At 64.1% G+C, this 25,061-nt stretch carries 11 protein-coding genes; 3 read left to right on the top strand and 8 right to left on the bottom strand.

Going from position 1 to position 25,061, the window contains the following annotated elements:
* Window positions 1-32 precede the first annotated feature (32 nt).
* Window positions 33-665, top strand: a complete 633-nt coding sequence (gene upp / locus XARJCFBP2528_RS03355; protein ID WP_039516460.1) for a uracil phosphoribosyltransferase — start codon at window positions 33-35, stop codon at window positions 663-665.
* 306 nt (window positions 666-971) lie between these two features.
* Here the strand turns inward: upp and XARJCFBP2528_RS03350 are convergent, their stop codons facing one another.
* The 6 genes from XARJCFBP2528_RS03350 to rsmD all read right to left on the bottom strand — a co-directional run bounded on the left by XARJCFBP2528_RS03350 (window position 972) and on the right by rsmD (window position 7,006).
* Window positions 972-2,729, bottom strand: coding sequence for a glycoside hydrolase family 9 protein (locus tag XARJCFBP2528_RS03350; RefSeq protein WP_047124469.1), 1,758 nt, complete (start codon window positions 2,727-2,729; stop codon window positions 972-974).
* A 248-nt stretch (window positions 2,730-2,977) separates the two neighbouring features.
* Window positions 2,978-4,756, bottom strand: coding sequence for a gamma-glutamyltransferase (gene ggt, locus XARJCFBP2528_RS03345; protein WP_026064506.1), 1,779 nt, complete (start codon window positions 4,754-4,756; stop codon window positions 2,978-2,980).
* The gene (locus XARJCFBP2528_RS03340; protein ID WP_003489796.1) at window positions 4,753-5,037 is read right to left on the bottom strand and encodes a YfhL family 4Fe-4S dicluster ferredoxin; all 285 of its coding nucleotides are present in this window, start codon (window positions 5,035-5,037) and stop codon (window positions 4,753-4,755) included. The genes ggt and XARJCFBP2528_RS03340 overlap by 4 nt, the downstream gene beginning before the upstream one ends.
* A gap of 231 nt (window positions 5,038-5,268) precedes the next feature.
* Entirely contained in the window at window positions 5,269-5,766 is a 498-nt protein-coding gene (locus XARJCFBP2528_RS03335) for a hypothetical protein (protein WP_026064505.1), read from the bottom strand.
* A 47-nt stretch (window positions 5,767-5,813) separates the two neighbouring features.
* On the bottom strand, window positions 5,814-6,320 hold the full coding sequence (gene coaD, locus XARJCFBP2528_RS03330) for a pantetheine-phosphate adenylyltransferase (protein WP_016903280.1): 507 nt from the start codon (window positions 6,318-6,320) through the stop codon (window positions 5,814-5,816).
* Window positions 6,317-7,006 (bottom strand): 16S rRNA (guanine(966)-N(2))-methyltransferase RsmD, encoded by a 690-nt coding sequence (gene rsmD, locus XARJCFBP2528_RS03325; RefSeq protein WP_026064504.1) that lies wholly within the window; start codon window positions 7,004-7,006, stop codon window positions 6,317-6,319. Before rsmD ends, coaD begins: the two co-directional genes overlap by 4 nt.
* A 171-nt stretch (window positions 7,007-7,177) precedes the next feature.
* On the opposite strand from rsmD, the gene htpG reads away from it, so the two are divergent.
* On the top strand, window positions 7,178-9,082 hold the full coding sequence (htpG, locus tag XARJCFBP2528_RS03320; protein ID WP_016903278.1) for a molecular chaperone HtpG: 1,905 nt from the start codon (window positions 7,178-7,180) through the stop codon (window positions 9,080-9,082).
* 98 nt (window positions 9,083-9,180) lie between these two features.
* Here htpG and XARJCFBP2528_RS23185 read toward each other — a convergent pair whose 3' ends face one another.
* A complete protein-coding gene (locus tag XARJCFBP2528_RS23185; protein WP_155410688.1) occupies window positions 9,181-10,509 on the bottom strand; it encodes a hypothetical protein in 1,329 nt (442 codons plus the stop codon).
* A 492-nt stretch (window positions 10,510-11,001) separates the two neighbouring features.
* Here XARJCFBP2528_RS23185 and XARJCFBP2528_RS03305 point away from each other — a divergent pair.
* Window positions 11,002-12,104 (top strand): IS3-like element IS1403 family transposase gene (locus XARJCFBP2528_RS03305; RefSeq protein ID WP_102596355.1). Its coding sequence is split into 2 segments (ribosomal slippage): window positions 11,002-11,260 and window positions 11,260-12,104, totalling 1,104 coding nucleotides; the frame shifts between segments, so codons are not numbered across the junction.
* On the opposite strand, the gene XARJCFBP2528_RS03300 is transcribed toward XARJCFBP2528_RS03305, so the two are convergent.
* Window positions 12,101-25,027, bottom strand: coding sequence for a two-partner secretion domain-containing protein (locus XARJCFBP2528_RS03300; RefSeq protein ID WP_239684682.1), 12,927 nt, complete (start codon window positions 25,025-25,027; stop codon window positions 12,101-12,103). The two genes, XARJCFBP2528_RS03305 and XARJCFBP2528_RS03300, sit on opposite strands and share 4 nt — an antisense overlap.
* Between the last annotated feature and the right edge of the window lie 34 nt (window positions 25,028-25,061).

Here is a 25,061-nt window from a genome sequence, read left to right as displayed (position 1 = left end):
ACACTGTGGGTCTCTCCCGCCTGTCGCTGCCCATGAAAATCGTCGAAGTGCGTCACCCCCTCGTCCAGCACAAGATCGGTCTGCTGCGCGATGCCGCCTTGAGCACCAAGGGCTTCCGCGAACTGGTCACCGAGCTGGGCACACTGCTGGCCTACGAGGCCACCGCCAATCTGGACACCGAATCGCACGTGCAACCCGGCTGGGCCGGCCCGGTGACCGTGCAGCGGATTGCCGGCGCAAAAATCACCCTGGTGCCGATCCTGCGCGCAGGGTTGGGCATGCTGCCCGGCGTGCTGGCGCTGATCCCGGCCGCGCGCGTGAGCGTGGTCGGCCTGCAGCGCGACGAAGAAACCCTGCAGCCGGTGCCCTACTTCGAACGCCTCACCGGCCGCCTGGAAGAGCGCGATGCACTGATCCTGGACCCGATGCTGGCCACCGGCGGCACGCTGATCGCCACCATCGACATGCTCAAGCGCGCCGGCGCGCGGCGGATCAAGGGCATCTTCCTGGTCGCCGCACCGGAAGGCCTCAAGGCACTGGAAGCCGTGCATCCGGACGTGGAGGTCTACACCGCCGCGATCGACGACCGCCTCAACGACAAGGGCTACATCCTGCCCGGCCTGGGCGATGCAGGCGACCGGATCTTCGGAACGCGGGTGGAGTGAGCTGCGGCGGCTTGAAGCCCCTCTGACTGCGGGGCGAGAAGACTCCGCTTGCGCGCCATTGGCGCGCGTGCCTTGAAGCGCCGGCGCCGCAAACGCGGGCCGGGGGCGCGCAGTGGGGATTGGGGTGAAGGTCCGTCGAGCGAAGCAGTCGGGGAGTCACTTCTGACGGCGCGTGGCGACGCGTTTGTCATTGCCGGCATTGGTAGCTCCCCTGAGGCGCACCCTCATCCGGCGCTGCGCGCCACCTTCTCCCGGTGGGAGAAGGAACGGCGGCGGCATCGGGCATTGCGTTGAAAAACGCCCGACCTACCGCGTCGATGCCTGGATCGCCGCACTCACATACACCAGCGGCGCGTTCCAGTTGATCGCCACCTCGTTGCTGGCGTAGCTGCAGGTGTTGTCCAGATACGACAGTGCCGGCAGCCTGGAGGGATACGCCACCTTGCAGTCATTGGCGTCCTGCTGGCCCGGTTGCGGACCACCGGCCAGCCAGCCCGGCACAGGTGCGTCGATGCCGTCGGCCTCGGAAGGGCGATGGTGGATATGCATCGGGCTGCGCAGCCCGACGCCGGTGACGAACGACAGGCCCAACGGATTGCGCCCCAGGATGTAATCCAGCTGCGACTGCGCGGCATCCAGATACGGCCGCTGCCGGGTCAGCCGATAGCCCTGCATCAACATCATCGCGCGGTTGAGCACCACCGCATTGCTGCCCCACACGAAGTCGGTGTCGGTCATCGCCAGACGCCAGGGCGAGGCCTGCCACTCATCGGCAAGACGCTGCGCCAGACTGGTGATCTCACCCGCGATGCGTGCGCGATCGGCATGCGGGGTGAGCGTGTCGCGATGTTCGGCCAGCGACATCCAGGCCAGGCCGCCGACGTTGCTCCAGCCCGGCACGCTGGCCGGTACGTTGCGCGCAATCATTGCGTCGTAGAAGCCATCCTCGCGCGTGCTCACATACAGTTCGGCCGCGGCCCAGGCGAATTCGTCGTTCACCTGCGCATCGTCATAGCCGCCGGTGCGTACGTCGTCGGGCTGGCGATAGATCACATCCGGGTGTTGCTGCGCCCACGCCCAGGCACTGCGCGCGGCGTTCAACATGCGCGCCGATGCGCCCGGATACTGCTTGTCGAACGGCGCATAGACGCGGCTGGCTGCCGCCATCACTGCGGCGAAATCCAGCGTGGCGGCGGTGGCCTTCATCACCACATAGCGTTGTTGCGTGGCCTGCGCGGGCATCACCAGTCCATCGAACTGCTTGTCGGTGAGCTTGTGGTACACGCCACCATCGGCCGGGTCCTGCATGGCCAGCATCCATTCCAGATTCCACCAGGTCTCCTGCAGGATGCCGGGCACGCCGGGCGCATCGTCGGGGATGGTCAAGGCCTGCGCCTTGAACAGTGCCGGGTACTGCTCGTAGGCGGCCAGCAAGGTATAGGTGCTGATGCCGGAATTGACGATGTACTTGTTGTAGTCGCCGGCGTCGTACCAGCCCTTGGGCGCACTGATCACGCTGTCGGCCGGGCGCGTGGCCGATGCCGCCGAAGGGTGGATACGCACCTGCGTATCCGGATGCCCGGCTGCACGCGCATACGGCCCGGCGAACTGCGCCGGCAACGCGGTGCTGGCGCGATTGAAATAGAACGCCTTGAGCGATGCTTCGAGTACGGGCCGATACGCGCTGGCCGCGATCGGGAACGGATCGGACGCCGGCTGCCCGTCGATCTTCAACCGGTAGGTACCCGGCGCGCGCAGGCTGGAAAAATCCGCCACCCGCGCCTGCTGGCCGGCCGGCGCCCACAGCGCGGCGGCCTGCAGCTTGCCCTCCAGCACTTGGCGGCCCTGCGCATCCTCGACCGTGAAACGGTCCGCAGTGGGCGCCGCGCCTTGCGGCAATCCGAGCACCGCAAGCTTGGCAGAGCCGGGCAGATAGCCGAGCTGATTGACGTGGATGGCAGCGCCCGTTGCCGCTGCGGCCTGGTCGCCGGTGGTGTCGGCCGCGCAGGCGGCGATGGGCGATGCGATCACCATGCCGGTGAGCAGAGTCTGGAAAATGTTCATGCCGCGATGGTCGCTGCATTGGCGCAGGGCGACAAGTCCAATCCGGGCATAGGCAACCGCGTGGAAATGCATCGCTGCGGCCGCGTGCCTGCATCGATGGTGGCGAGCACCTGCGGCCCACCGCGTCATCGCGCAGGCCATGCCATGACACGGCGCGGCAGATGCGACAGGCAACACCCGCTGCCTTCCGGCCATGCCTGCCCTCGCCTACGAGGACAGGCACATCTCGATCAATCAGCGATCAGCGATCAGCGCGCCGCCGCATCCAGCTGCACCTGCGCCTTGCCCACCGGGTTGCGCGGGTCGCTCCCGCCGGTGAGCACGTTGCTGCGCTTGTCCCATTCCACCGTCTGCAGGTTGCCCCAGACGTGGCTGGAACCGCGACCGCCCTCGGCGGTATCGCCCGGCAGCTTGAGCGCGTGGCCCATCGCCTGCAGCGCCTTGGCGGTCTGCGGCGAGAACGCGTTGCTCTCGGCCTCGATCACGTCCGGCAGCCACTGGTGGTGATAGCGCGGCAAGGCGCTGACCTGCTGCGCGTCCAGGCCGGCGTCGTAGCCCAGGATGCCGAGCAGCACCATGGTGATGATGCGGCTGCCACCCGGCGTGCCGATCACCGCGACCTTGTCGGCCGATTCCATGAAGGTCGGCGTCATCGAGCTGAGCATGCGCTTGCCCGGCTTGGGGGCGTTGGCCGCGTAGCCCATCACGCCGAAGGCATTGGGCGTGCCCGGCTTGAGCGCGAAGTCGTCCATCTCGTCGTTGAGTAGCACGCCGGTGCCCTTGGGGATCAGGCCCGAGCCGTACAGCAGGTTGACGGTCTGGGTGGCGCCGACGCGGTTGCCCTCGCCGTCGATGATGGAAAAGTGCGTGGTCTCGTCGTCCTCCAGCGGGGTCGGATTGCCCGACAGCAGGTCGCTGGGGGTGGCCTTGTCCGGGTTGATCGTGGCGCGCAGGCCTTGTGCGTAATCCTTGCTGGTCAGCACGCGCTGCGGCACGGCGACAAAGTCCGGGTCGCCCAGGAAGAAGGTACGGTCGCGGTAGGCGCGGCGCATCGCTTCCACCACCAGATGGGTACGGTGCGCATCGTCGAGCGTGTCCAGTTCCCAGCCTTCCAGGATCTGCAGCATGGCGGCGAGTGCGATCCCGCCGGAGGACGGCGGCGGTGCGGTGGTGATCTTCCAGCCGCGGTAATCGAACTGGATCGGCGTGCGCTGCTTGACCCGGTACCCGGACAGCTCGGCGGCCTTCCACTGCCCGCCGGCCTGCTTGACGCCGGCCAGCAGTTTCCTGGCGGTTTCGCCCTTGTAGAAGCCATCGAAGCCCTTGTCGCCGAGCAGCTGCAGGGTATGCGCCAGCTCGGGCTGCTTGAAGATGTCGCCTTCGGCAATCGGCTTGCCGCCGCGCAGATACACCTCACGCGTGCCGGGGTAACGCTCCATCACCTCGCGCCGCGAGGCATAGCCCTTGGCCATGCGCGCGTACACCGGGAAGCCTTCGCTGGCGATGCGGATCGACGGCGCCAGCGACTGCTTCAACGGCAGCCTGCCGTGCTTGGTGGCCAGTTCCACCAGCGCTGCAGGCAGCCCGGGAATACCGGCCGACCAGGGGCCGTTGACCGAGCGGTCGCGGTCCAGCGCGCCCTGCTTGTCGAGGAACTGCGCCTCACTGGCCGACTCGGGCGCAGTCTCGCGCGCGTCCAGCATCACATCCTTGCCGGTCTTGGCATCGTGCAGCAGGAAGAAGCCGCCGCCGCCCAGCCCCGAGCTGATCGGCTCGACTACCGCCAGCGTGGACGACACCGCAATCGCCGCATCGAACGCATTGCCGCCCTCGCGCAGGATCTGCAGGCCAGCGTCGGTGGCCAGCGCGTGACCGCTGGCAATCGCCGCACCGGGCGGGTGCCCCGCCACCGGCGAGCTCGTGGCTGCTGCAGGCTTGGCGCCATCGGCAGCCCAGGCCGGCGGTGCCAGCACCAGGGCCAGCAGCAACAGGCCGCGCGAAGAGAAACGTCGGGAAAAGATGCTCACGGGGCGGGAGGCTCCTGTTCGTACAGTTCGGGGTGGTCGCGCTGCAGCTGCATGAGCTTGGCGAGCAGTTGATCGTGGGTTTCCGGTATCGCCGGATCCGGGTCGATGCATTCGACCGGGCACACCACCACGCATTGCGCTTCGTCGAAATGGCCCACGCACTCGGTGCAACGTGCCGGATCGATCACGTAGATGGTTTCGCCCATCGAGATGGCCTGGTTCGGGCACGCCGGCTCGCAGACATCGCAGTTGACGCAGAGCTCGTTAATCTTCAGCGACATATCGGCACCACCATGCGATGCGGCGCAGCGCGATGCAACGCCGGGCGCTGGAACGCAACGTACTGCCGGAAGCGGACGCACGGGGCGTAGCGCGATGCACGGACAACGCCATGCGTGTGGCCGGCAACCGGTCCGAGCGGACCGGCGCCGACGGCGTGCGGGATCAGCAGCATGCTGCGGTCCCGCACGGCGGCCGGACGCGCCCTCCCGCGCCTCCGGCCTGGTACGGCATTACTTGGCTTCAACGAAGGTGTATTCCACGCCCTTGGGCTGGACGATGCCCTGCACCCGCGCATTCTCGGCCGCATTGCCGATGAACAGCACGCGCACACCCTTCATCGAATCGGCCGGCACGTCCTTGAACGCGGCGTCGATCAGGTCGGCCATCTTGGTCGAGGCGGACGAACCGAAGGCCAGCATGTTGCCCGGCTGCACACCACGCGCGAGTGCGGTCTTGACGCTTTCCAGCTGACGCTCGTAGCTGCCGGCGAACTCGGCATCGGACTCCGGCGGCAAGTAATACAGGAACGGGCTGTTGGTGGTGGTGCCCAGGTTCTGGCCGACCACTTCCTGCAGGTACTTCTTCCAGCCGGCGTTGTCGTCCTTGGCCGGCGCAGTCAGCGCAGCCGGGGCGGCGGCGGCGGTCGGTGCCGGCTCTTCCTTCTTGCAGGCGGTGACGGCCAGAGCAGCGATCGAAGCGAGCACCAGCGCGCGCATTGTGTGTTTCATGAAACTCCTCCCTTTGAAAAGCATGTGGTGATGTGACTGCTAGAGAATCAGGCCTGCGCGCGGGACTCGCGCACCTGCCGCAAGGCTTCGACGACCGAAGCCGGAACGAAACCGGACACGTCCCCGCCCAGCCGCGCGATTTCGCGCACCAGCGAGGACGAGATGAAGCTGTACTGCTCGGCCGGGGTGAGGAACAGCGTCTCCACCTCCGGGATCAGATGGCGGTTCATGCTGGCCATCTGGAATTCGTATTCGAAGTCGGACACCGCGCGCAGGCCGCGCAACAGCACCCCGGCGCCCATGTCGCGCACGAAGTGGGCCAGCAGCGTGTCGAAGCCGCGCACTTCCACATTGGCGTGCGCGGCCAGTGCTTCCTGTGCCAGCTCCACGCGGCGCTCCAGCGGCAGGGCCGGGCCCTTGGAGGGGCTGTAGGCCACGCCGACCACCACGCGCTCGAACAACGGCGCGGCGCGGTTCACCAGATCGATATGCCCGTTGGTGATCGGGTCGAAGGTACCGGGATAGACGGCGGTGCGGCTATTGGCCACGCTCATACGGAAACTACCGGGGTCGGATCGTTGTTCAGTGTAGCAGCGGCCCGGCGGTACAGCGCATAGCGCACCTGCTGGGTGGCACCTTCGCGATGCAGATGCCAGCCGGCCGGCACCTGCGGCGGGACCTCGGCCGGGCCTTCCAGGTACAGCCAGGCATCGGCGCTCAGATGCGCGGGCAGGCGTTCCAGCACGCTGGGCCACAGCCCGGCGGCAAACGGCGGGTCGACGAACGCGATGCTGGCCTGCGCCACCGGCGCACGCTCCAGCCAGCGCAGCGCATCTTCCTGCAGCACCTGCACCTGATCGGCCGCATCCAGCCTGGTCACGTGCTGGCGCAAGCGCTGCACCAGGCCAGGGTCGCGTTCGATCAGGGTCGCGTGCGCGGCGCCGCGCGACACCGCCTCCAGGCCCAGCGCACCCGACCCGGCAAACAGGTCCAGCACACGCGCGCCGGGCAGGCGCGGCATCAGCCAGTTGAACACCGTCTCGCGGACGCGGTCGCTGCTCGGGCGCAGGCCGGGCAGGTCCGGCACCGCCAGCTTGGTATTGCGCCAGCGCCCGCCGACGATGCGCACCTGCCCTTCCGCGGCGCGTGGCGCCGGCCGTGCGGGGCGGCTCATCGCCACGCGCCGGGTGCGAACGAACGGGTGCAGGACGGCGGCAGCGCAAATGGCGACATGGCTCAAGGCAGGACGGTTGGCCGGTCATGATACCGCCGCGATCGCCGCGATCGCCCTCCTCGATCGCCATGGACGCAGGCGATCTGGCGCACGCCCGCCTTGAAAAATCCCCACACGGCCTCATCCCCCAGGCCATCGGCCGCGTTGCGGCCTGGGCCACCATGGAGCACGACCCCAATGACCGTTGATACCGACAAGCAGACGCTTGGCTTCCAGACCGAGGTCAAGCAGCTGCTGCAGCTGATGATCCACTCGTTGTACTCGAACAAGGAAATCTTCCTGCGCGAGCTGGTCTCCAATGCCGCCGACGCTGCCGACAAGCTGCGTTTCGAGGCATTGGTGAAGCCGGAGCTGCTGGAAGGCGGCGGCGAGCTACGCATCCGCGTGGACTACGACAAGGACGCGCGCACCGTCACCATCGACGACAACGGCATCGGCATGAGCCGCGAGGATGCGGTCTCGCATCTGGGCACCATCGCCAAGTCCGGCACCGCCGACTTCCTCAAGCACCTCAGCGGCGACCAGAAGAAGGACGCCAACCTGATCGGCCAGTTCGGCGTGGGCTTCTATAGCGCTTTCATCGTCGCCGACCAGGTCGACGTGTACTCGCGTCGCGCCGGCCTGCCCGCCAACGAGGGCGTGCACTGGTCCTCGCGTGGCGAAGGCGAGTTCGAGGTCGCCAGCGTCGACAAGCCCGAGCGCGGCACCCGCATCGTGCTGCACCTGAAGGACGGCGAAGACAGCTTTGCCGACGGCTGGACGCTGCGCGGCATCCTCAAGAAATACTCCGACCACATCGGCCTGCCGATCGAGATGCGCAAGGAGCACCACGGCGAACAGGCCGACGCGCCCGCCGAGCCGGAGTGGGAAGCGGTCAACCGCGCCAGCGCGCTGTGGACGCGGCCCAAGTCCGAGATCAAGGACGAGGAATACCAAGAGTTCTACAAGCACGTCGCGCATGATGCCGGCAACCCGCTGGCGTGGAGCCACAACAAGGTCGAAGGCAAGCTGGAGTACACCTCGCTGCTGTTCGTGCCCGGCCGCGCCCCGTTCGACCTGTATCACCGCGATTCGGCCAAGGGCCTGAAGCTGTACGTGCAGCGCGTTTTCATCATGGACCAGGCCGAGCAGTTCCTGCCGCTGTACCTGCGTTTCATCAAGGGCGTGGTGGATTCGTCCGACCTGTCGCTCAATGTGTCGCGCGAGATCCTGCAGTCCGGCCCGGTGGTCGACTCGATGAAGTCGGCGCTGACCAAACGCTCGCTGGACATGCTGGAGAAGCTGGCCAAGGACAAGCCGGACGACTATGCAACGTTCTGGCGCAACTTCGGCCAGGCGCTGAAGGAAGGCCCGGCCGAGGATTACGCCAACCGCGAAAAGATCGCCGGCCTGCTGCGCTTCTCCTCCACGCATGACACCACCGGCGCGCAGAGCGTGGGCCTGGCCGATTACGTGGGTCGTCTGGCCGAAGGCCAGGACAAGCTGTACTACCTCACCGGCGAGAGCTACGCGCAGATCAAGGACAGCCCGCACCTGGAAGTCTTCCGCAAGAAGGGCATCGAAGTACTGCTGCTCACCGACCGCATCGACGAGTGGCTGATGAGCTATCTCACCGAGTTCGACGGCAAGTCGTTCGTGGATGTGGCACGCGGCGACCTGGACCTGGGCAAGCTGGATTCGGAAGAAGACAAGAAGGCGCAGGAAGAAGTCGCCAAATCCAAGGAAGGCCTGGCCTCGCGCATCAAGGCCGCCCTGGGCGACGACGTGGCCGAAGTGCGCGTCTCGCACCGCCTGACCGATTCCCCGGCAATCCTGGCCATCGGCCAGGGCGACCTGGGCCTGCAGATGCGTCAGCTGCTGGAAGCCAGCGGCCAGGCCGTGCCGGAGTCCAAGCCGGTATTCGAATTCAACCCGGCCCACCCGCTGATCGAAAAGCTGGATGCGGAAGCCGACATGGACCGCTTCGGCGATCTGAGCCGGGTGCTGTTCGACCAGGCGGCGCTGGCGGCGGGCGACAGCCTCAAGGACCCGGCTGGCTATGTGAAGCGGTTGAACAAGTTGTTGTTGGAGTTGTCTGTTTAGGACTTTTTAATCCAAAGGAAGAAATATAAAAAAACCGGCTCAACGCCGGTTTTTTTATATAGAGGAATTTAATCAATCACGAATTCTCAACACAGCTACTACTCAGGGAGAGAAGACGCCGCAGAATCGACAGACGTCCCCCCTGAGGTCTTAGCCTCGCGCCGGAAAATGGCATCAAGCCGTCTGCGCAGACCAGGCACAGCGTCCATTGCTGCAGAAAATTCAACAGACTTTATAAGCTCATGAAGAGGACTACCAGCAACATGATTGTCAACTAAACGCAAAGGAAGCTCATCGAGTCTAGTCAAAGCTATGGAAAAAAGCTGCCCTTCCATTAAAGGATCCAATCGGGCAGCTTCGCTACGATAGCCTTCATACGCTGCGGCAAGAGCAGCTTTGTAAGCGTAATCTTCAGCCAACCTGAAACGCTGTCCGATCTGAGTGGTTGCCACCCAAGCTAGCCAAACTGGCGCCCCTAGCGACAAGGCCGCTAAAATAACCTGCACTAACACCGCACTTATATTTATAGACTGACCCGATTGATTAACCGAAGCGGCCAATATCGATGGGAACCTTGTCGCACCAATGCATATAGCACCAACAAGCCCAACCAATAATGCAAAAATCCACAGATATATCGACTTATTTAGATTTTCAGCTTTTCTTGAAAAAGCTTTCGCAAGCCCTTCAGAAGTCGACGCACGGTAAGCTGCTGCGACACGTGCCATCGTTTTCTCAGCCTCTGCAAGATGCTCCTTCAACTCGACCGATGCTGCATCTGCATGTTCCGCAGCAGCCTTAGCCGCCTGCTCATGCCGGAGCGAGCTAGTCTTAGCAGATTCCACCTCTTTCAGAGCAGCTTCCAGATCTTCTTGAGTAGTCCCGAGATTTTCAGCAAGCTCTTTAGCGGATGCAATTTTAGCCAAAACCGCCTCAATACCCTCAATTTTACCAGAAGCATTTGACAGACGATCCGCTGCACGCGATGCATCTCGCTGGATTTTTTGGGGTAGTTTCAGCATCTCATCTACGACCGATAATTCGACCAGAGAATCAACATGAATTTTTATAGTTGTCAGTAGAGCCTGAATTCCCTCAGCAACATGCGCAGAACTAAAAAGATTTGGAAGAACAGTCTTTGCTAAATCAACCTTGGCCGCTAGATCGTTAAACCACTCTGCCGCATGCTCGTGATTACAGGCCGCCCAGTTATAAGATTCATAACGCTCTGCAAGTGCAGTCGCACTGATCTTTAAGTCAACCGGCTGTATGACGGAGCCATTGTAGTTGAAACCAGCATAAAAGGACTGGGTGCCACTAGGATGGCGGGCGCCCAATTCTTCTGCAAACTCGCGTAGCGAATTGCATAGCTTCGCTGCCATCACAGAAACGTCTTCGTTATCGCTGACAGCTACGGTTTCCGCCATTTTTTTCTCCCCGTTCGAAATGATGATCCTAGTTCGATCGCGCGTTCACAGCAACAAGCACGCTCACGGATGTGATCGCTTTCCTAGGGAAGTCTGGAACAATGCGCCAGATGCCTCAATCCCAACCTGCGGTACGTCGCTGGCGCGTAACTTGACTACATACGAACTGATTTCTCAGATTTCCTCGAGGATTTTGGTGCCGCCCATCAGTGTTTATCCCTTGGTCGGCAACAACTGCCGGCGCATCACCCACAGATTGCGACGCCCACGCCTCTTTGATTAGTTGTCGAGTTTAGGCTCTTGGGTTGCTGATATCGCTGTTGGCAACCGTTGGGCACAAGCAGCCGGTGTTATGGCCCCGATCGTTTTCTTGAGTTGGCGCTCGTTGTAGTCGCATCGCCGGCAATCGATTTCGGCGCGGGGACGACGTCCCCCCAATTTTGAGTAGCACCTCAGTTTGGAGTCCAATTCCCTACCCCAAGGAGATTGGACGTGAAGAAGCGTTTTACCGAAGAGCAGATCATCGGCTTCCTGCGCGAAGCCGAAGGCGGCGTGGCGATCAAGGATCTGTGCCGGCGCCATGGCTTCAGCGAGGCCTCGTACTATCTGTGGCGTAGCAAGTTCGGCGGCATGAGCGTGCCCGATGCCAAGCGGCTCAAGGACCTTGAGGCCGAGAACGCGCGGCTGAAGAAGTTGCTGGCCGAGCAGTTGTTCGAGAACGACCTGATCAAGGATGCGTTGCGAAAAAAGTGGTGAGCGCACCGGCGCGTCGTATGCTGGTGCGCGAGTGGATCGGGCGTGGTGCCAGCGAGCGTCGTGCGCTGGCAGTGATCGGCATGAGCGCCAGCGCGCTGCGCTATTGCCCACGCCAAGACCGCAACGGCGAACTGCGCGAGCGCATTCTTGCGCTGGCGCATCGCCATCGTCGCTATGGCGTGGGGATGATCTATCTCAAACTGCGACAGGAAGGGCGCATCGTGAACTACAAACGCGTGGAGCGGTTGTACCGCGAACAGCAGCTACAGGTCCGACGGCGCAAGCGCAAAAAAGTGCCAATAGGCGAGCGTCAGCCGCTGCTGCGGCCAGCGCAGGCCAACCAGGTGTGGTCGATGGACTTCGTGTTCGACCGCTCCGCCGAAGGCCGAGTGATCAAGTGTCTGGTGATCGTGGACGACGCAACGCACGAAGCGGTCGCCATCGAGGTGGAGCGCGCGATCTCTGGGCACGGGGTTGCGCGCGTCCTGGATCGGTTGGCACACAGTCGCGGCCTGCCGCAGGTGATCCGCACCGACAACGGCAAGGAGTTTTGCGGTAAGGCAATGGTCGCCTGGGCGCATGCCCGTGGCGTGCAGTTGCGGCTGATCCAACCAGGCAAACCGAACCAGAACGCCTACGTCGAATCCTTCAACGGCCGGCTACGCGATGAATGCCTCAACGAGCACTGGTTCCCGACGTTGCTGCACGCGCGCACCGAGATCGAACGCTGGCGACGCGAATACAACGAGGACCGACCCAAGAAAGCAATTGGCGGCATGACGCCGGCTGCGTATGCCCAACATCTGGCAAACACCGATATCATTAACCCGGGACTCTAAACCAAGCCGCTACTCAGGGCGGGGGGATGTCGGGCTATACCATCGCCATCCAAGCCCTTATTGATGCTTGCTGATAGCTTGGTCAGGAATCCTTCGTTGGCAGCTACACCAGCAGCAGCGCCTAGAGCACTGCCCCCGCCTAGACTGGCCTGGAATACGCCTGCCAGTACCTGCGTTGCCATCTTGGCATTACCGCCATCGGACCACTGCTTCAGACTGGACTGAGCGGCGTCACGCCGCACCGCTGCTGCCGCACGCTCCTCATCGGTTGTAGCAGCTTGATAATCCTCGGCTGCGGCTTTGAGCTCTTCTGTTGCCGCATCACGCCGTGCAGCAATCACTTCCTTGGCAGTACGGAATCCGACTTCGCCTGCAACCTGGCTCAGCTCGACCTGTTCCTGCAACTTGTTCGTATCAATCGCTTTGACGCTATTGCCGTCAAGCATTGAGGCGCTACGTTCCAGACCTTCCAGGGCACTGAAATCCTTATTGCGTATCTCAATAGCACCAGCAGCAATGTCACTACGAGTAGTACTCGTTGCATTGCTATTGGCGCTGCCCAGAGCACTGAGTCCTGCACTTGCGGCGGATTGCGCCAATCCAGCACCACTGGTTCCCGCGCCGACACCGATGTTCGATGCCTTTGCCTTTGCTTCGTTTTGAAGATCTTCTACCGTCAGGCTGTCCGTGGACAGGCGATTGAGTGTCGCATCCGCGGCACTTGCAATTGCGCCGCCAACAAGGTGCGTATTGCCACCAACAGTGATATCAAATCCACCCTTGCCGGCCTGAATGCCGCTTTGTTCATTGACACTGGTGTAACTGTTGTTGACTTTCTGTTGGCTGTAGTTCGCACTACTGCCGCTAAAGCCCCACACCAGCGTCATGCCCGCCTGTTGCTGCTTGCTCTTGTAGTCGCTGGTGTCTTGCTCACTTTGGATCAGCAGGTTACCGCCAACGTCGGCAAGCACTTTGTCGCCGATTGCTTGTGCGCCCTTGATCGTAGTGTCGTTACCACTGATCAACGTCAACCTGTCGTTGGCGGTCACTACGCTCTCAGCGTGTACGTCACTATTGCCCTTGGCACTACCTTTACCCGCATAAGCAGTGAGATACACACCCGTCGTGGTACCAACGCTTACACCAATCTCACCACCCGCGTTCTTGTTCTCCGATTTATTGGTGTTGGTCTCCAGGTTGCTCAGCAAGTTCAGGTCGTTCGCCGCAGACAGCACGACATTTTCACCATTGATCTTGCTACCAATGACATTCAGATCGCCGCCTGTCGCTGCGATGGTGACGTTGCCGTCGCTCAGGATGCGACTACCGCCAGTGGTTTCCTCATGTGTTGTCGTCTTACTCGACGCACTGCTAGCTCCAATACCGATGCGTAAACTCACGCCCCCCATACTGCTGCCAGCGGCCGCAGCTGCCTGATACTCGGCCACGCCGTCGCTGACGGCGTAACCCGCCTTGGCGGCATAGAGTGCTTTTAGACGGTCATCCTCTACCTCTGAACCACGTTTAGTCGCGCTGTACGCCGCTTCCGCTGCTGCAACCACGCCCCCGGTCAGCCCCAACGTGATACCCGCACTCTGCTGCTTGGACGTCTGCACCGTATCCACGGTATTTTCTGCCGCGGCAATCGTGACTTCCTTGCCCACGATCGTAGTGCTGGTGGCACTCAGCACATCGCTGCCGGTAATGGCAACCTTGTTGCCGGCGGTCATTGTCACCGAGCCATCTGTACTGCCGACCAGGCTGCCGCTGTTGGTCACCTCGGTGACGTCCAGCCCATCGGTCTTTTTGGTGACGCCCAAAGCGACGCTGAATCCACCGCCGCCGTAGAGACCCGACTTCTTGACAGTCTTTTCGTGTTCCTCGCTGTGCGTGTTCTGCACCGTGTCCAGCGTGATGTTGTTGCCTGCGGCCAATACCACATCGCCGGTGCTGGCGACCTGCGCGCCTTGCGACAACAAATCGTTACCCGCCGCGATCTGCACCGTGTCGCCACTGAGCGTGGTGGTGACTGCTACATTGTCGTGCCACTCATCATGCGTGGTTGTGGTCTTGCTGGAGAACGTGCCCTTCTTCTTCTTGGTCATGTCCTGCACGGCGTCGTGCTGCTCGCTAGCGGCGAGCAGGTTGACGTCGTTGCCGGCAGCCAGGGTGATGCCTCCTTCCTTGGTGGCTGCCGATGCGGCGGTGAGGGTGATGTCGTTGCCGGCCTGCATCGCCAGGTTGCCGCCAGCGTTGAACTCGGTGCCGTGGACGGTTTCGTCGCTGGTCGCGGTGGTCTGCTTGAAGCGCTTGCGCGTTTCCAGCGTGTTGCTGGTGTCCACCGTGGTCAGCGTGCTGGCATTGATGTCGTTGCCGGCGCTGATGCCCAGACCCTTGCCGGCGTCCAGCTTGGCCGCGACCAGATTGACGTCGTTGCCGGCGCTGAGGATCAGGTTGCCGCCGGCAGTGAGCGCCTGCTGGTCGATGCTCTGGGTGGTCGTGGTGGTGGTGACGCGGGTCTTGCCGTTGCGGCTCTTGTAGCTGTTGGTTTCGGTCTCGTTGAGGACGGATTCGACGTTGAGGTTGTTGCCGGCTGCGGCAGTCAGATCGCCGCCGGCCTTGACGTCGGCCTGGCGGATGGTCAGGTCGTTGCCGGCGGTCAGTTGCAGGCTGTCGCCGGTGCTGATGTTGGTACGGGTGGCGACCTTGCCGTCGAGACCAGTGGTCGGGGTCAACGAGAGGTTGTTGCCCGCCTGCAGTGCGGCGCTGCCGCCGGCGTTGATGGTCACGCCATGCAATTGCAGGTCGTTGCCTGCAGACATCACCAGATCCTTACCAGTGGTCACCGACACCGCATCGCCGCCGCGCAGCAGGCCGTTGTCGTCGCGCAACGCGCTTGGGGTAAGGCTGAGGTTGTTGCCTGCGATCAATGCCGCGCTGCCGCCGGCCTGCACGCGGGTGCCGGTCAACGTCATGTCATTGCCTGCAAACAGTTGCAAGGTGTTGCTGGCGCTGATGCCGGACAGGATGCCGACACCGTTGATGGCCTTGGATGCTTCGCTGACCAGGTTGTTGCCGGCCACCAGTGCCACATCGCGGCCCTGGATCTGGCCCTGGTTGAGCAGGTCGTTGCGCGCTTCCAGGGCAACGCTGCCAGTGCCGCTGATGCGGCCCTGGTTGAGCAGGTTGCCGGCGGTGACGCTGACGTCGGCGCCTGCGATGACGCCCTGGTTGCTCATGGCGTTGGTGGCGTTGAGCTCGACGTTGCCGCCGGCGATCAAGGCGCCATTGCCACGCAACTGCAGCGAGTTGGAAGCCAGATACACGACGGGCACCAGCACCTTCTGGCCCTGGTAGTCCTGCTCCACCATCCAGACGATGTCCTGCGTCAGCGCGGCCGCTTGTGCAGCGGTCAAGCCCACGCCCATGCTCAGCTGCAGCTGACCTGCGGCGGCCACGCCCGACTCCAGCAAGGCGCGGTACTGCGCCACGCCATCGGCGTAGTTGCCCAGATAGCGGCGGCCGGTGAGCTGAGTGATCTGGTCCAGCACCAGGCGCTGCTCGTAGAAGCCATCGCCTAGGCGGGTCTGGGTCCACTCCGGGTCAACACCCAGCTTGTCCAGCAGGAAGTCGCTGCTGATGAAGTTGTCGTAGTTGACGAAGCGCGGGTCGGTCTCGATCAGGTAACGACGGCCCGGGCCATTGCTGCGCCAGGCGTTGATGCCGCCAAGGCCGGTGGCTGCGCGGCCCATGGCGGTGAGATCGGTACCGGTGCCGCCGGATAGGCGATACAACCCGCCAATGGGCAGATCGATCTGCGTCAGCGAGGTTTGCCCGCCACCCACAATGTTGGTCACCGGAATGGTGGCCGGGTCGACGCGGGTACGGCTGCCGGTTGCGACGGCCGTGACGCCGGTACCGGCCGCGGTGGCCTGCACGTCTGCCTGATCGACGCTGCTGTGTACAAGCCCACCGTCGTTGGACGCGACAGGTGCGACCGACATCTTGACGATGCCAGCCGATGTGGCCAGTGTGGCGTCCTGCGTGTTGGCGCCCACCTGGCTGCCTGCACTGCCGGTCGTACCGGTGGCCACCCTGATGCTCGACACGCCGCCGTTGGCACGGCCGATCACGGCCTGGCCGCCCACTCCACCGGCGCTTTGCGTGGCGCGACCGGTCAAGCCACCTTGTGCGCCGACACCGCTCAGCGAGGCGCCGCTGATGCCACGACCGTCGCTGCCGACGGCACCATTGCTGATGTTGGCGCCGTTGATGCTGACGCCTTGGCCACCGGTCATGCTGGCGCCCAGGGCAATGTAGCTGCTACTGGTCGTCGAAGAACTCAATTGTTGATCTTCTTCCTCGTAGTAGCAAACGACCTTCTGTCCAACCGGCTGCATGCAGTCATTGGTAATCGCGGTGACGATGTGCTCCACATCGCTTTGCCGGACCACCTGATTCAATGCCAGCGCTTGGTTGAGCAGTTGCTCACCGCCATTGATCATTGCATCCGAGAGCCCCCCAAGACCTCGCTGATTGGCAGCAAACAGACCGGCTGCAGCGATGGTCGACGCATTATTTGTGACACTGCCCGACAGCAAGATGTTTCCACCCGCTGCAATCTTCCCCTCCGCACTTGCGGATGACAGCTGCTCCTGCTGGATCACCTGATAGTTGCGATAAATACCAGGTGCAAGTCCTTTGTAGGGATATGGCGCCCGCGCGCCCTGCAGATTCCGGATCGCCTTGCCTTCGATGAGCTCGCCGCCGGAGTAGATATTGTCGTTACCAGGATCGGTCGACACGCTGGTCGTATTGATCACTCGCCGCCGATTATTCAGCTGGTTGGCCGCAATCAAGATGCTCCCATCAGCCTCGATGCTGCCCGACAGGTTATTGACCACACCGGTCCGCGAGACCAAGGTACCGCCGCCATCCTGCGCGCCACCGATGGCGATATTGCCCAGGCTGAAGATACGCGCGTCGCGATTGAGCAGTTGATCGCGCACGATCAGATTCATGTTGCCGGTGGAACCGAGCAAGGCCGAGCCATAGGCTGCGTTGTCGGTCGCGCCGCCGAAGTCGGCGCCGTTCACCAATGTGCCGGTGTTCACCGAGACGTTGCCGCCGACGATGCTGCCGGTGTTGTTGATGCTGTTCGCCACCAGCGACAGTGCGCCATTGCCGGAGATACTGCCGGCGTTGTCGATGATGTTGCCGCCGTTGAGGCGGGTGTCATTGGACAGGATGGTGGCGCCCGCACGGTTGGTGATGCTGCCGGCCGTAATGTCCAGGCTGCGCGCAGCCTTGAGCGTGGACTCGTTGACCAGGCTCCCCCCGACGCGCAGGTTGAAATTGCCGTTACTGGTCAGGTCTGCACCGGCGCGATGGGTGTAGTCGCTACGCAAGGTCAGGTCCAGCAGGTTCTGCGCCAGGATGCTGCCGCCGCCATCGAACCCAACGGTATCGATCACCACATCGCCGGCGCCACCGGTCATGCTGCCGGCGCCAATCTTGCCACCCGCGTTGTTCAAGTTCTGCAGGTTCAGGCGGACTGCCTGCTCGGCTTTGATGGTGCCGTTCTGATTGTCTAGCGTGGCGCCTGCGCGCTGCAGCAGGAAGCTTGCGCCGGCATAGACGTTGCCGCCCTGGTTGTTCAAGCCATTGGTGTTGGCGATCAGGTCGCCGCCGGCGACCAGCTGGCCGCTGTTGTTGGCGATGCTGGCGGCATCGATCACCACGCTGCCGCGTCCACCGAGATTGCCGCCGCTGTTGGTCAATGCACCGCCGGTAGTGATGCGCGTCAGTCCGCCACCGTTGTTGACGATGCTGCCCTGGGTATTGTCGATGAGGCCACCCGATGCGGTCAGCGTGTTGCCGGCATCGAGCTGGCCGCCGCTGTTGAGCAACGCGCCGGCAACGGCAACGTTGAGATCGCGCCCCGCACTGAGCTTGCCGCCTTGGTGATTGTCCAGCTGGCCGCGTGCAGTAACGCTGAGGTCGCGCGCCGCTTGCAGACTGCCGCCGCTGCTGCCGATGTTTTCCGCAGTAATCACTGCGTCGCTGCCGGCACCGATCGTGCCGTTGCCGTTGTCCAGGCCACGATTGAGTTCGACGCGCAGGCTGCCACCCGCACCAGCGTTCGCGACCGCCTGCACAATGCCGCCGGCATTGCTGAGGCTGTCGGCACGCAAGGTCAGCGCACCACCGCTGGCCTGCAGCAAGCCGTTGCGGTTGTCGGCCGCGCCGGTACTTTGCACGTTCAATCCACGTGCCGAGACCGAACCACCGATGTTATTGAGGCCGGCAACGGTGAGTGCCGCATCGCCCGCTGCGGCAATCGCGCCGCCCTGGTTGTTCAACGCGCCACTGGCGTCCAGGTGCAGTTGCCCTTGCGTGAGGATGCGCCCACTGCTGTTGCCCAGCGCACTGCGGCTGGTGACCGACAGGACGCCGGTGCCGGCGTGTTCGATGCGCCCTTGTGAATTTTCCAGACTGGCTGCAGTGATGGTCAGATCCTGCGCATTGCTGGCCAGCGTGCCACCGGTGTTGTCGATCGCGCCGCCGATGCTGACGCGGGTCAGTCCATTGCCGCTTTGCACCAACCGCCCGCCGGCATTGCTCAGGCTGGCGCCGTCGATACTCAACTGGTTGGCCTGCATCTGGCCGGCGACGGCGTTGAGACGCCCGTTGTCGATGTTGCCGCCGGCCTGCACGGTGAGCGTGCCGCCGGCAAGCAGATCACCGCCACGATGATCGAGGTTGCCGCCGGTGGTCAGTGCGACATTGCCGGTTGCGCGTGTGCTGGCGCCCGCCAGCTGCAGTTGGCTGCCCTGCGCTGTGAGGTTGCCGCCAGCCAGCAGCTTGCCGGAGGCGCTGAGCTGGCGATCGGCGATCAGGCTCAGCGTGGGTCCGCTGCCGAGGCTGCCATCTGCGTTGATACCGGCGCCCACCGTGCCGGCGATGCTGATCTCACCCGCACGCAGGCTCAAGTTGCCCGAAGCGGTGGTCTGCCCGGCGTTCTCGATGCGTGCGCCCTGCAGATCCACCGTCGTACCGCTGACGGTGCCCTGCTGACGCAACACGGCGTCGCTGGTCAAGGTGAGCTGCTGAGCGCCGAGCTGGCCGGCCACACCCAGGTCGCCCCTGGAACGTAACTCCAGCGTGCTGCCAGCGCTCAAGTTGCCGCTCTGTGCCAGCGCGCCATCGGCCTGCGCCGAGAAGCTGCCTGCCGATGCGAGGCTGCCGCCGAGTTCCAGGTTGCCGCGGCTGATCAATGCGACATCGCCGCGCTCGCTGCCCAGCTGGCCGCTGCTGCTGACTTGCGCCGCTTCCACGCGCAAACCATTGCCGCCAATCAGGTCACCGCGATTGTCCACCGCTCCAGTGGCAATGACACCCAGGCGTTGCAAGCCGTAGGCCTGGCCGGTCTGGCGCAGCGACCCGACGCCCAAGGCGAGTTGATTGCCGGCGCGCACGGCGCCAGCATTGTCGAGCAAGCCGCCGATGGCGACCGTGGCGTCGCCCTGCGCGAGCAGCACGCCGCTGGCGGCATTGCTTGCGCTGGCTGCGGTGACGTTCAAGCTCTGACCAGCGACAACTTGCGCCGTATTCGTTAACACGCCACCTGCGCTCAGCACCACATTACGGTCGGCCTGCGCGACACCGGCAACCGCCAGGTCGCCGGTGCTGCGTAGATTCAAATCAGCGGCTGCATCGAGTGCGCCACGGCTGTCGATCGCGGCGCCGTCCAGGCTGATTGCACCGCCGCTTTGCAGCACGGCAGCCTGACCGGTGCCGATCTGCGCGCCGCGCAGGGTTGCATCGCCCGTCGCCACCGCCTGCCCGTTCATTGTCAGTGCGCGCTGTGCCTGCAGATCCAGTTGCGTTGCCGACTGCAGCGTGCCTGCGGCGGTGAGATCGCGCCCGACCTGTAGCGCGATCGATTGCGCCTTGAGTGAGCCGGCCTGCTGCAGATCGCCAACTGCAGTGGCCTGCAGTGTGGTCGCTGCGGCGACAACGCCTTGCAGCGTGATGTCGCCTTGGCTGATCAAGCTGACGTTGGCAGCTTCGCTACCGAGCTGGCCGCTGCTGCGTAAGCTGCCTGTCTCCACCTGCAGCGCATCCTTGGCAATGAGGTTGCCGCGGTTGTCCAGCGTGCCGGTGACCTTTGCGGTCAGTGCCTTGCCTGCAATCGCGGTACCGCCCTGGTCCATGTTGGCGGCGGTGATGCGCAGATCGCCGCCGCTCTGCAGGCTGCCGGCGTTCTGCAACGCGCCAGTGGTCAGCGTGACGCTGCCATCGGCCACCAACACGCCGGCCGCCACGTTATCGATGTTGCCGGCCTGCACCGAAAGATCACGGCCGGCAATCACCTGGCTCGCGTTACTCAAGGTGTCGGTTGCGCTCAACACAACATCGCCATTGGCTTGCGCCACGCCTGCGAGCGCAAGCGCGCCCGTGCTGCGCAGGCGCAGGTCCGTGCCGGCGTCGAGCGTGCCACGGCTATCGATTGCCGCACCGCCGTCCAGGCTGATCGCGCCGACGCTTTTCAGCACGGCGTCGCGGCCGGTGGCGATGCTGTTGCCGCGCAGGTTGGCGTCACTGCCCGCCTGCGCCTGGCCGTTCAACGTCACACTGCGCTGCGCCTGCAGATCCAACACCGACGCGGACTGCAGGGTTCCACCGGCAGTGAGATCGCCGCCGGCCTGCAATGTCACGGCCTGCGCGTTGAGCGAGCCGGCCTGCAGCAGATCCGTGCCAGCGGTGGCTTGCAGCGTGGTCGCCGCAGCCACCACACCGTGCAGATCGATCGCGTTCTGGCTGGTCAGCGTCAGTGCGCCGTTGACCGAGCCGAGTTGCCCGCTGCTGACGATGCTGTCGGCAGCGATGGCCAGGTCCTTGCCGGACACCAGCTGGCCAGCGTTCTCGAATGCGCCTGTCGAAGCGATCGACACCGCGTCGCCGCTATAGACACGTCCGCGTTGAAGCAATGTTCCGGTGTTCAGTGCAAGGCCACGCTCGCCATGCAGGCTGCCATTGTTTTCCAACACCCCGGCGACATCGACGCGCAGGTCGCGTAGTGCACCCAGGGTTGCCGTTGCGGCGTTGTTGGCACTGGCAGCCTGCACGTGCAGATCGCGGGCTGCGACGACTTGAGCGCCATTGTTCAACGCGCCCGCAGCGTTCAGCGCAAGGTCGCGCCCGCCCTGGACCACGCCAGCCAGTGCAAGATCACCGGCGCTACGCACGTTCAAATCGGTCGCCGCATCGAGCGAACCGCGGCTATCGATGGAGCCGCCATCCAGGGTGATGGCGGCTCCGCTCTGCAGCACTGCTGCAGCGCCTGTCAGAACCGATGCGCCGGTGACGGTTGCCTCACCCGTACTCGATGCGTGTCCATTCAGGGCGAGCGTGCGCTGCGCCTGCAGATCTAACGTGGATGCCGATTGCACAGTGCCATTTGCAGTGAGGTCGCGCCCCGCCTGCAACGCGATCGACTGTGCCTTGAGCGAACCGGCCTGCTGCAAATCGCCGCCAGCAGTCGCACGCAATGCAGTGGCCGCTGCAACCACACCCTCGAGTTGCAGCGCATCTCGGCTGTTCAACGTGACATCGGCCCGCTCGCTACCCAACTGCCCACTGCTACGCAGCGTGGCCGCATCGACCTGCAACGCATCCTTGGCGATCAGATTGCCGCGATTGTCGAGCGTGCCTGCGATCGTCGCACGCAACGTGTTGCCCGCAGACGCGCTACCGCCCTGGTCCAGGCTTGCAGCGTTGATCTGCAGATCGCCACCGGCCTGCACGCGCCCGGCGTTGTTGAGCTGTGCCGTAGTGGTCAGGGCGATGTTGCCCTCGCCCGCCAACACACCGCTCGTGGTGTTGTCGAGGCTACCTGCCTGCAACGATAGATCGCGGCCTGCAAACACCTGCGCCGCGTTACTGAGCGCACCGGTGGCGTCCAAGCCCACGTCACGGCCGCCTTGTGCCACACCTGCCAGTGCCAGATCGCCCTGGCTGCGGATCTGCAGATCGCTGCCCGCGTCCAGCTTGCCGCGGCTGTCGATGGCTGCGCTGTCCAGCGCGATCGCTCCCGTGCTCTGCAACACCGCATCCTGGCTGGTTGTCAGTGTGGTGGCGCGCATCGAAGCATCACCGCCAGCCTGGCCCTGGGCAGCAAATGTCAGAGCACGTTGTGCCTGCAGATCCAGCGTGGACGCTGATTGCAGGTTGCCAGCAGCGGTGAGATCACGCCCGGCACTCAATGCCAGCGACTGCGCTCTTAGCGACCCTGCCTGCTGCAGATCGCCAGCGGCGCTGGCCTGCAGCGTGCTCGCAGCGGCAACCACGCCTTGCAGCGCGATATCGCCCTGGCTGTCCAGACCAACACTTGCCGCTTCGCTGCCGAGTTGACCGCTGCTGCGCACGCTGCCGGCATCGATTTTTAGCGCGTTCCTGGCAATCACAGTGCCAGCGTTGTCGAATGACCCGCTCACAGCTGCCGAAAGCGTGTTGCCCGAGCTGGCGCTGCCGCTTTGCGTGAACGCGCCTGCGGTCAGCTGCAGATCGCTCGCCGCATACAGGCTGCCGGCATTGTGCAATGTGCCGGCCGTGCGCACGCGCGCACCGGCATCCGACGAAAACGCGCCACTTTGCGCGTTGCGCAACGAGGCTGCCTCCACATCCAGCGCGCCAGCTGCGATCACCTTCGCGCGGTTCTGCAGTGTTGCACCCGCCTGCAATGTGGCTGAGCCAGCGCTCTGCACGGTGCCGTCCAACGCGAGCTCGGCAGCACTGGTGATGCGCAGGTCGCCACCTGCATCGATGACACCGTTGTGCTCGACCGCTGCGCCACGCAATTGCACCGCGCTATCGCCGCGGAGCTGACCACGCTGACGCAGCGCGCCGTTCGCCTGCAAATCGATCGTGCCTGTCGAACCCACCACGGCATCGTTGACGAGTTCACCGCCTGCGGCGATCACCAACCCACCGGCGGTGGTCTGCAGGGTGCCGGAGAGTGCGGTGTCGCCGCCGCTGCGAAGATTCACGCTACCGGCGTTGACGATGCCCGAGACCTGCGCATCCGCTGCGGCGTCCAGGCCCAGGGCAGTACCTGCCACGGTGTTGCCGCTCAGCGCCAGAGCGCCGCGGCTGCGCAGCAGCGTCTCCCCACGCTGGCTGCCGATATCGCCACGACTGTCCAGCTGCGCCGCATCGACGGTCAGCGCATTGCCTGCAACGAACGTGCCGCTATTGACCAGACTACCTGCAACCGCCGCCTGCGCATCGCGTGCGGCCGCCAGACTGCCTGACGTGGTGACGGACGCTGCCTGGAGACGCAGATCGCGGCCGGCGTAGCCGCTACCGGCATTGTTCAACGCACCTACGCTGCGCAGTTCAAGATCGCCACCGGCAGACATTGCGCCGCGCTGTGCGATGTCGATACTCGCCGCATCGAGCGCCACTGCATCCGCTGCAATCAGCTGACCCTGCAGTTCCAGCCGACCGCCGGCTTGCACATCGGCACCCTGCCCGGCCTGCGCCAATCCACCCAGGCGCGCGTCGCCGCTGCTGTTCACGCGCAAGGCGGTGGCCGCGTCCAGGGTGCCCAGTGCATCGATCACGTTTGCATCCAGGCCAATGGCGTCGCCGCTCTGCAGCGTGCCGGTCAGGCCAATCTGCCCCGCACGCAGGGTTGCAGCGGTTGCCGCATAGGCCACACCGTTGCCCCGCAACACGCCATCGGCGCCCAGATCCAGCGCACCAGTCGTATGCAGGCTGCCATCGGCATTCAATTCCGAACCGAACAGACGGATGGCGCCGGCGCTGCTGCGGCCGCTGTGGCTCAACGTGCCGCTGGCTTGTGCATCCAGGGTACCGGCGGCGACCAGATCGCCTGCCAGGGTCATGCGCACGCCGCGCAGACGCACATCGCCTTGCTGCGAGCCGAGCACGCCGCGCTGGTCGAGGTCACCGGCTGCACGCACACCCATTCCATCGCGCGCCACCGCGGTCCCGCCCAGGCTCACCTGGCCCGCGCTGTCGATCTGCAGATCGCCACTCTGCGCCGCCAGGGTGCCGCGACTCACCACGCCGACACCGGCTTCGGTCGCAATCAGGCGAATACGGTCGGCATACATGCCGCCCAGCTGCGCCACGTCGATGCCGATCGACGGTGCCGCGCCATCGGTGCCCGGCACCACCTCCAGCAGCATGCCGTCATAATTGACCCGCCCTGCACCCGCGGCAGCGACCAGTTCCCTGGTCCAGATCGAGCCCTCCACGCTGAGCTGACGCGACAGCAGGTCCAGGCGATCCACATTGAACGCATCCAGACCGTTACTGCCGATACCCAGCGCACCGCCGGTGATGCTGAAGCCGTTCAACGCGCCATCGCTGCCCAGGTTTGGCGTGCCGGTGGTCAAGGTCACGCGCGAGGTGTTGAGAAATCCGCAGCCATCGCAGGAAATACCGTTCGGGTTTGCGATCACCAACTGCGCCTTGGCACCGGCGATTTCGGTGTACCCCTGCAAGCGGCTGCTGGCCGAAGTGACCTCGTTGAGGATCAGCGAGGCGGCACCGCTGCGTTGCAGATTGTCGTTGCCGGCGACATAGCCGCCCAGCTCGGTCTTGGAGATCTGCGCGCTGTTGTTGAGGATCAACCCGTTCGGGCCGACGTTGAAATTGCTGTAGCGGTTATGCGAGATGCCGCGCGCATTGGGCGCGACGATGTCCACCACCGGCACGCCATTGGCGGCGACCTGTTGACCGGGCGTCTGCCCGCCGGGATTCGGCGTTGGCGCCACCTGTGCCCAGGCCGGAAACGATGTCCAGGTGACCGTGCAGCACAGCAGCAACGCAAGCGCACGCTTGCTTTGTTCGGCCAGGTAAGCACGCATGCCCGTCGCTTCGGTGTCCATCGTTTCTCTCTCGCCACTGCTGGGCGTCATCAAT

Source organism: Xanthomonas arboricola pv. juglandis (assembly GCF_001013475.1).
GTDB lineage: Bacteria > Pseudomonadota > Gammaproteobacteria > Xanthomonadales > Xanthomonadaceae > Xanthomonas > Xanthomonas arboricola.
This window is presented reverse-complemented; position numbering and strand designations above follow the sequence as displayed.

Bases quoted from the DNA above. Each gene is read 5' to 3' on its own strand.
- htpG (WP_016903278.1), top strand. From the start codon at position 7,178: ATGACCGTTGATACCGACAAGCAGACGCTTGGCTTCCAGACCGAGGTC.
- XARJCFBP2528_RS03340 (WP_003489796.1), bottom strand. From the start codon at position 5,037: ATGTCGCTGAAGATTAACGAGCTCTGCGTCAACTGCGATGTCTGCGAG.
- coaD (WP_016903280.1), bottom strand. From the start codon at position 6,320: ATGAGCGTGGCCAATAGCCGCACCGCCGTCTATCCCGGTACCTTCGAC.
- XARJCFBP2528_RS03350 (WP_047124469.1), bottom strand. From the start codon at position 2,729: ATGAACATTTTCCAGACTCTGCTCACCGGCATGGTGATCGCATCGCCC.
- XARJCFBP2528_RS03300 (WP_239684682.1), bottom strand. From the start codon at position 25,027: ATGGACACCGAAGCGACGGGCATGCGTGCTTACCTGGCCGAACAAAGC.
- upp (WP_039516460.1), top strand. From the start codon at position 33: ATGAAAATCGTCGAAGTGCGTCACCCCCTCGTCCAGCACAAGATCGGT.
- XARJCFBP2528_RS23185 (WP_155410688.1), bottom strand. From the start codon at position 10,509: ATGGCGGAAACCGTAGCTGTCAGCGATAACGAAGACGTTTCTGTGATG.
- XARJCFBP2528_RS03335 (WP_026064505.1), bottom strand. From the start codon at position 5,766: ATGAAACACACAATGCGCGCGCTGGTGCTCGCTTCGATCGCTGCTCTG.